At 53.1% G+C, this 8,590-nt stretch carries 7 protein-coding genes and 2 pseudogenes; all 9 read right to left on the bottom strand.

Annotated elements, in window-relative coordinates; genetic code table 11:
* Positions 1-45: 45 nt before the first annotated feature.
* Positions 46-1,266 carry a hypothetical protein gene (locus tag FOY56_RS23025; RefSeq protein WP_146348501.1) on the bottom strand — a complete coding sequence of 407 codons (1,221 nt, stop codon included), beginning with the start codon at positions 1,264-1,266 and terminating at the stop codon, positions 46-48.
* Positions 1,267-1,400: 134 nt separating this feature from the next.
* Positions 1,401-1,645, bottom strand: a pseudogene (locus tag FOY56_RS24145) (IS481 family transposase); the annotation flags it as partial.
* A 188-nt stretch (positions 1,646-1,833) separates the two neighbouring features.
* On the bottom strand, positions 1,834-2,064 hold the full coding sequence (locus FOY56_RS23015) for a hypothetical protein (RefSeq protein WP_146348500.1): 231 nt from the start codon (positions 2,062-2,064) through the stop codon (positions 1,834-1,836).
* Positions 2,061-2,480 (bottom strand): hypothetical protein, encoded by a 420-nt coding sequence (locus tag FOY56_RS23010; protein ID WP_146348499.1) that lies wholly within the window; start codon positions 2,478-2,480, stop codon positions 2,061-2,063. Before FOY56_RS23010 ends, FOY56_RS23015 begins: the two co-directional genes overlap by 4 nt.
* Before the next feature lie 155 nt (positions 2,481-2,635).
* On the bottom strand, positions 2,636-3,016 hold the full coding sequence (locus FOY56_RS23005; RefSeq protein ID WP_186766457.1) for a response regulator: 381 nt from the start codon (positions 3,014-3,016) through the stop codon (positions 2,636-2,638).
* Complete coding sequence (locus tag FOY56_RS23000; RefSeq protein ID WP_146348497.1) at positions 3,009-3,446, bottom strand: MarR family winged helix-turn-helix transcriptional regulator; 438 nt, start codon at positions 3,444-3,446, stop codon at positions 3,009-3,011. The genes FOY56_RS23005 and FOY56_RS23000 overlap by 8 nt, the downstream gene beginning before the upstream one ends.
* 337 nt (positions 3,447-3,783) lie before the next feature.
* Positions 3,784-6,636 carry a PAS domain S-box protein gene (locus FOY56_RS22995; protein ID WP_186766456.1) on the bottom strand — a complete coding sequence of 951 codons (2,853 nt, stop codon included), beginning with the start codon at positions 6,634-6,636 and terminating at the stop codon, positions 3,784-3,786.
* 194 nt (positions 6,637-6,830) lie between these two features.
* Positions 6,831-7,831, bottom strand: a pseudogene (locus tag FOY56_RS22990) (IS3 family transposase).
* A 390-nt stretch (positions 7,832-8,221) separates the two neighbouring features.
* Positions 8,222-8,590 (bottom strand): integrase core domain-containing protein (locus tag FOY56_RS22985; protein WP_222435029.1); only part of this gene is annotated, 369 nt, incomplete at its 5' end.

Here is an 8,590-nt window from a genome sequence, read left to right as displayed (position 1 = left end):
TCTTGCCGCCCTGAGCGATTATTTCGCAAAGCAGCGAAAGCGCTTTCACTCGATGACCTCGAATAGATCGGCACTAGTCGGCGGCGGGGCCAGCAGATTCCAGCGCTCCAACAGGTCATAGACAAATTGTCGATCTGTCTCGGTCTTGTTCGGCAGTGTCGTGGTGTTGGGCGCGCTCAGTGTGACCGTCAGGGTGCGAGATGATTTGCCCTGGGTTGCTGTCAAGATGACACGCAGGGTCGCCGCCAGAATTTGCCAACCCGGGGCGCACAAGGGCGAAGCCCTGCCAAACCGCCGGTCGAGGAATTGGTAAAGCGTCTCGTTATCGGCCCGCTTTTCAGCCCGCACAAAACCGCCATCGGAAGACCGGAAGGACAGAGACGAAACCTCCACTCCTTGAATTCCATCTGCCGGATCAGTCTCGAACTCCGGCGCTTGGCGCAACGTATCCAGTAGCACATCACGGCGGGGAATTTCGACGGGTGCGTTGGACTGCGGTGCGAAATTTGCGGCAAAGGATTGAAGATATTTGTCGCGCAGCTTTTTCCCGCCTTTGGCACAAATTTCGACAATGCGTTCGTTAGGATCACAGGCAACGCCGACTTCCATGACTTTTTGAACCGTTTGTCGCTCAAGACTTTCCTCGCCAAAGGCCAACTCGCTTTGTGCGTGTTCTTCGATGTAAATCGTGGCCTGGGTGAGTTTGGTTTCTTCTTCTGTCATGGGATTGACACGGATAGATTGATACCAATCGGCCTCTCGCTTGCGATGGCCTGGCAATTCGAGAATTTCCACGGTGTCTTTGAGAAACCCGTCTCGGGCGCTTGGCTGATCAAGGACCCACGGCTTGCCGTCATCCGGGAATTGAAACCGTGCCCATTGTTTTCCGCCATGCCGCCGCATCAGTGAGGCCTGCACGTTCACCCGGTCGATCGTCCGAGGGTGCTCGGCAGCAAGCATCAGAAGCACCTCTTGCACCCCTTGAAGCCCCTCCAAATCAATGCCTTGCCCGGCACAAACCTGCACCGCTCCAGTCATGCCGTTGTCATCTGAGAGGCTGGCCAAAAGCTCGAACTCCGCCTTTAAATTATCTTGCTGGCGGTCGGGCAAATCCTCCAGCAACCCTTCGATAGACCGCACCAAAGCCGTACCGCGCCCCTCGCTTGTCCAATCGAAATCGTCGAGAACATTAACGCCGCGCACCTTTAGAAAACGCCGAAGGCGATCCGAAGGGGACTTCCGTATGAAACCGCTGAAATTTGCCATATCTTGTGCTCATTTTGTAATTTTGGCGCAAATATGGGGTTCGCACATGTTCTGTGCAAGCTGGTTGTGTTCAAAAGCGCCACCGCAATGCGGCTTTGCCCATTGTGAAGCCAAGAATTGGTCTGTTACTGATGCAGCAGCGTGTGCCAGCGGAGGAACTCGCCGGTCATGGCCTCTTCTTCCTCGTTGAGAACAGATGAACGCGGCTTTTTCCGGCCGGTCTTCTGATCCTCAACGGTTTGCCGCTTTCGCTACTCCGCAACCGTCTTCGGATTGATGCCAAGCTCTCGGCTCAGTTCCGCGATCGAAGCTTGCGATCGCTGTATTGTTGCTATGACGGCGTGCGTAGTCGTGGCGTTGCGTGACAAACTTGTCCCATAGTGCTTCCTTCCATTCCATCGAATGGATCGCACCATCAAACCGTGGGATCCAACACCTTGGCTGCAACTGCGGTGCCTTCAGGTCACCGAATCGGCGCCGCGTTCGTCAAAGCAATCCCATTTTTGGATTTCTGAGTGCGCTGATTGCAGCTCTCCAACCCAGATTGTTGGGTAGATCGCTGCGCATTCAGAGCACCGGAGCGGGAGTTGCCGACGATTCACTATTAGGTGGCGGTGCTAGTATTGCATCCTCGATGTTGAAAATGGCGCCTTCGATAACGGCGGCTGCCTGATTCAGATTTTCTTCCTCAAAGTACTTTGATATTTCTGCCAGCATGAACAGCACCCAGACATGGTCCTGCACATTTTTTTGTTGCTTTTGGTTGAAACAGAGTGAAATGACGTTGCTGCTGCTCATTGGGTCGAGCTCTTGTATTTTTCATGAAACAACTCTTCGAACTGAATGAGAGTTCTTGATAACTCGCTGTGCGTTGGAAAATTTCGAAAATGTTGATTTACTCCCTGCTGCCTAAACAGGTTTTCGATCCAAAGAGCGTTGAACGTAGAAAGACTGACCAGCGGCATGCCCGCCTCAATTGCCAAATCCCGAACGGCAACCATCTGCGCCAGACTTTCCCGGGAGCCCGGATCAACCCGCACCATAACAATATCGAATCTTCTGAACTCCATCGCCGCCTGAACATCAGGGGGGGTGAGCGTCACGAAGATTTCCAAGTTTGGGGTGTCCGTGGGGGGGGCATCGCTTAGAATGTGCGGCGCACATTCTGAAAACAGAATGTTCAATTGGGTATCGTTTGGGGTGGTCTCACTCACGATAGTTGCTCCGAAAAATGTTACTAAATTCGCTAGAGATGGCTTTTCCTACCCGCTACGGAAGACAAAAAAACTCGCACCTCTCACTTAACTACCATTGCTACTAGCAACAAACCAGTCGAATTACAACCCAAGCTGCACTTTTCCGTGCATCTTTACTCTGTTGCTGAGGCGACAGCCGCTACTAAGTCAGCCTTGCGGAAGGGTTTTTGCAAGAAAACGACTGCGCCGCTGGCATCCGAAATGGCTTCGGTTTTCTCAAGGTCCATGCTGCCATTTCCCCCCGATATAATTATAATGGACAAATCATGAAATCTAGAAATAATCTCATCCATTATGCCAATCGCATGATCTTTTCCCAGCCAGAAATCAATTATCGCAAGGTCGAATTTTTGGCTGACTGACAATTCGCGCAGAGCAGCTTCGGCACTATCAGCCTCGGTGATTTCATAGTCCGTTGTTGCAAGAAAAGCAGAAATCATAGTGCGAATGCCGGGGTCGTCGTCAACGAGCAAAACTCTTTTTGGGTTAATCATTGCCATCGCCCTCGAAGCTTAGTGTAAGGGATCTAACCGATCGAATAAACTGCTCCTGATCGGGTGCGGGAAGAACCTTAATGCGCTCTGCTGCCAGTACAATTGGATCTTTTGCCAGCGCTGCAACACCGAGCTCTGTTAAGGTGATCGTCTTTGTGCGCGCATCTTGCCCGCTGATCTGTTGTTCAACTAGGTTGCGAGATTCAAGTGTCGCGATTGCACGGGTTACCGGCGCGCGGGTCAGGCCAAGAAAGCGTGCGATCCACCGAACCTCACATCGGTCGGTGGGTGTCCGGGCAAGGTAGCGCAAGATTGACCATTGCAGCGGCTGGATGGCTGATGAGTGCTTTGCAGGATAGATATCGCGGATGAACCGTTCCAGCAAAACAACAGAAGCTATCAGCCGCTTGTCATCGACTTCCTGTTTCATCTTATGTCACCGCGCTCTTGTCAGACTGACGATACATACAACACCATGTCGGTACAAACGCTTTGTCACTAGCAATGACATTGCAATTGCATTGACTTGAGTAGATCTTTAGGGGCTGTCGGGATTCCATCTAGTGTGGCAAACGGTTCTCGATCAATTGCTAAGCACTGGCACCTTGTTAATAAGCTCCTCGGTTGTCCAGGCTTTGGTGTCGCGGCTCGCGCGGATCTGCTTACATGTTCATAAAGTCGAACAACCTTGGGATTACACCGAGAGAGGGTCAAGGTGGCTGGTCGCTCGGGCTCCGTCAACGTTATCACGCCGCGCATAAGGCCCATTAGCCGAGCACATTTTCGATGGCTTTGATCAATTCGGCGCGCGCGACCGGTTTCATCAATCGGATATCCTCAGGACGCAGGCCGTTCCCATGCACCGTTGCTTCGCTTGCGTATCCCGACATGAAAATCACACGCAGTTGCGGATGGTCTTCGCGCAAAGCTTTTGCAAGTGAGGTACCCTGCAATACCCCGGGCATCACGATATCCGTAAGAAGAAGATCAAATGTTGGGTCCGCTTCGTAAATCAACAGAGCTTCGTCGCCCGAGCTTGCAGTTTGAATGTCATATCCGGCCTTGGCAAGCGTCGATTTCAACACTGAGCGCACGCCTTGTTCGTCTTCGACTACGAGTATTCGTGCAGCCCCATGTGGGAGCGGTAAGAGGGCGCCAGGTAACTCATCCTGGTTCAGAGTGTCGTCGGTCAGCGCCTTGAAATAGAGCTTGAAGGTGGTTCCGATGCCCACCTCTGAATACACCTGGACGCTGCCCCCTGATTGCTTCATGAACCCCACGATCATCGAAAGCCCCAGCCCGGATCCAGATCCTGGTGGTTTGGTTGTGTAGAACGGCTCAAAAATTCTGCCCAAGGACTCTTTTGGGATGCCATGCCCAGTGTCACTGATCGCCAGCATCACGTAGCGGCCCGGATCGATATCTTCGTACCGGCTTTCGACATAGTGATCATCTATCCGAACATTAGAGGTTTCGATCGTAAGCTGACCGCCGTTCGGCATAGCATCGCGCGCATTGATAATGAGGTTCAGCAAGGCACTTTCTGCCGAGCTGGCGTCAGTTTCGGTTTTCCACAAACCAGCCAACAGGGACGTCTCAACCTCGATGTTTTCAGGAAGGGTTCGACCAATCCAGTTCTTGGACTTTCCTGCCAGATCATTGAGATCAAGAGTTTCGAGATTCAATCGGGACTTTCGGGCGAAGGCGAGCATATTCTTCGTCAGGTCTGCGCCGCGATGGACTGCGCCAATGCCCGCGTCGATTAGTTCAATCTGATTAGGAACCGCCAGTTCATCCCGCAAAAGTTCGAGGTTTCCAAGGACAACAGCAAGGAGATTGTTGAAATCATGCGCCATTCCACCGGTCAGTTTGCCAACCGACTCCAATCTTTGCCCATGCGCAAGCGCTTCTTGGGCAGCGTGTTTTTCGGTCGCATCGATCATGATACCTTCAAGTTCGATCGCGCCGTCGGCAGAAACGACCGGGCGACCACGGTCCGAAACCCATTTCTCCGACCCATCGCGACGCTTAATGGAGTATTCCATTTCGTAAGGTTGGTTCAGGGTCACCGCTTGCCGCAGAATCCTGTCGATCCGTTCGCGATCAGAGGCGCGAATATCCAACCCCGGTAACTGTTCGCCGGAGGTCACGCTGCTGGGCGGCGACTTCGGGTCAACGAACAAGTTCAGATAGCCTTCGCTGCGGTAAACACTGGTAAAGGTGTCGTCGTATTTGACCCTGTAAATGGCACCAGGGATGTTGTCCACGATACCTTTCAGTCGGTCTTCATGAGTCTTCAGCTGAGATCGCAACTCAACCTGTTCAGTAATGTCCTGAAGAACGCCAGCCGTAGCCACGAAGGCCCCTGCGGAATCAAAGACCGCCTCTGTGTTTTCGTGCAGAGTGCGAACACTGCCGTCGTTTCGGACGATCCGGGCAGTGACCTCATATCCAACTTCTTCCCTTGCCGCCTTGGATATCACCTCTTTGTAGCGCGCCCGATCATCCGGGTGAAACCATTGCAGATCCTTTTCCGTGGTCTCCGTTCGCTCAAGGTATTCTTCAACCGACACGCCATAAATCTCAGCCAGTTCCGGCGAGCAGTAGGTGCATGCGTCTAGGCTGTGGTCCCAAATCCAGCTGCCCAGCTTTGCGATGCGCGAGGCGCTTTTGTATTTTTGCTCACTCGCAGCGAGGTCCAGACCCCTTTGAACCCGTTTGGTTACGTCTTTGGCAGTGCCCCAGTATCCGTCGAAATCGCCCGCAGATGTGAGTTTTGGCAGTCCTGCGATTTCCGCATAGTAGGTGTTTCCCATCTCATCCGTCGCCGAAACAACAAAGTCGTAAATCCGCTTTCTTGCGGCCACCCTAGTTTTCAGAGTGTCCCAATTGCCATCCAGCGGTGACAGAATGGGAACATCCCAAATCTTCCTTCCGACATAATCATCGGGCATTTGACCATCCACAGCGGCACTTCCATGTAGTCTTTCAAACCTGAACTCTGTGTTTGTTTCCCAAAACCAGTCCGTCGCAAGGTCCGAATACAGTTTGAGCCTGTCCTCATTGGCATGCGCTGCCTTTTCAGCAATGTTACGTTCGTTGTGTTCAATCGTCAGGGAAACGAGCCCGGACACGGCTAGGGCAAAGTTGACTTCCTCTGACGTCCAGATCCGCGGTTGGTCAACATCTTCGATACAAATGACCCCAGCCAATCCGCCATAAGTCCGAATGGGGCAATCCAGCAGGGCCGACACGTTGTTGCTAGGCAGATATTCCTTTGATAGTTCGACACAGCGCGGGTCGTTTGTCGCGTCGTTGATGATCACGACAATGTCTTCGATTACCGCCTTTAAGTATGTACTAGCGTCATCCTTGGTCAGTACCGCTGGTGGCAGTTCAACGGTGTTTTGCTGGTCCCATAAAACTCTCGAAACCAGTTCGTCGGCTGAGTCATTCAGGGACCAGATCCCGACCCTGGGAGCATCAAGCGCCGCCGCCAACGTTTCGCAAAAAAACTGAAGCGCGCCTTCAAAGTCGAGTTTGCTAAATTTTCGTTTGGTGACCAGCTCACGTAGGATAAGATCGAGCTGTCCTTCCCGCGAAGACTTGTTTTCTGACACAGTATATGTCCTCTCAAGTTGACCCGTTGGTTCCCTTACGGCAAAGCCATCGCAGTTTTTTACAGTTTTAACGCTAAGTTTGGTTTGATCCACCCATCGGTTTACATCTTAGAGATTAGTAATTTTTCATGCCGCTGACCTGCGACCCGACTTCTCTCCAGCCTTTGGGAGCATCCGTCGTTTGGTTTCTGGCCTCATGCGGCCTTGGTTTCCAGTCTCGATTTCATTGCAAATTCCCGCGGCGTGAGATTGCCGAGCGATGAGTGGGGTCTGTGTCGGTTGTAGTCTTCCTTCCAGGCAGTGATCTTGTCGCGGGCCTTGGCCAGCGATGAGAACAGGGTTTCGTTCAAGAGCTCGTCGCGGAAGCTGCCGTTGAAACTTTCCACGAATGCGTTCTGCATGGGCTTCCCCGGTGCGATGTAGTGCCAGTCGATCTGCGTTTCCTGGCACCACCTGAGGACCGCCATACTGGTCAGTTCCGTCCCGTTGTCGCTGACGATCGTTCTGGGCCGTCCACGCCGCGCCATGATTGCCGTCAGTTCACGCGTAACACGCAGCCCAGAAAGAGACGTGTCCGTCACCAGTGCCAGGCACTCGCGACTGAAATCATCCACGATGGCCAAAACTCGAAACCGGCGTCCGTCAGTGAAGGCGTCAGACACGAAATCCAAGCTCCAGCGTTCATTCGGTCGCTCCGGCCAGCGCGCCTTGGCACGCGTCAGCTCTATGGAAAGCACGCGCGCAAAGGCGCGGCTCAAACTGAAAACTGGCCAATATCTCTCCGGGAAACTGACCAATTTTACACCGGGATTGACGCTACGATACCGCACACTCGACCGATCCACACCTAGAACAGAACACGCCCGCCGCTGGCTCACCTCGTGCTCTTTGCACAAGTGCGCCACAGCATCCCGCTTCGCGCCGGGCGTCACCACTTTCGCGAGGCAACATCCTTCAACATCGCGTTGTCCAGCATCTGCTCGGCCAACAGCTTCTTCAGCTTCGCGTTCTCGTCCTCAAGCGCCTTCAGCTTCCGGGCATCTGACACTTCGAGGCCACCATACTTCGCTTTCCATTTGTAGAACGTCGCCGAGCTGATCCCATGCTCGCGGCACACATCTGCCGTCGCTGCGCCGCTCTCCTGCTGCTTCAGGATCGCGATAATCTGCTCTTCCTTGAACCGTGATCTCTTCATTCTGTCCGTCTCCTTCATTGGGACGGACTCTACCTCAAACCGGAGGAGGAAACGGGTCTCAGGTCACCGCCAGCATCGATGACGCATCCTCGCACAGTGGTTACCGGTCGTCAGCTTTTAGGGTCCAAATCCCGATCCTTCGATACGCTTGTAGATCAGAACAAGCCTTGTTCCGTCCCACTTAAGTATCTTGATTTTTCCCGCTGCTCTGTTCCCATCGGGAGGTCCGGGTTGATTGTAAGAGCATTGTCGTATGGTGTTTTCAACTTGACAGAATTAGCAGGATGAAACTGAAAACCTTTTTGCGGTCAAAATTCATTAGCCGGATACATGGGCGATGATGCCGACACGGTATTGGTCAATGTGTCGAGATTTCGTCGGCCAAGCTGTCTAGCCCCTTGTTTCTGGGCCACTGGTTTGGTGTTTCTCTAATATGGATTCTGGTACCGGCGGACTCATACGGAGCGCCTGATAGGGGCGGATATGATTGTACTGCCTGAGCCAGTGATTGATGACGACCTGGGCCTGCTCGGTCGTTGCGAACCACTCTGCATTTAGAACCTCCCGTCTTAATGTCCCATTGAACCGCTCGTTGTATCCGTTCTCCCAGGGCGATCGCGGATAGATACGGATCGGCTTAATGCCAACGCGTCGAAGCCAGCCCTGCATTGCTTCGTCAGCAAACTCAGGGCCATAGCACGTCGGGAAGAAGCGCTGTTTATAGGTTATGGCCACGCGCGCAGCCCTCAGATAGCGCAG

The sequence above is a fragment of the Falsiphaeobacter marinintestinus genome (assembly GCF_007923355.1).
Lineage (GTDB): Bacteria > Pseudomonadota > Alphaproteobacteria > Rhodobacterales > Rhodobacteraceae > Phaeobacter_A > Phaeobacter_A marinintestinus.
The sequence above is the reverse complement of the archived record's forward strand: the minus strand, read 5'-3'. Positions and strand labels throughout refer to the sequence as shown.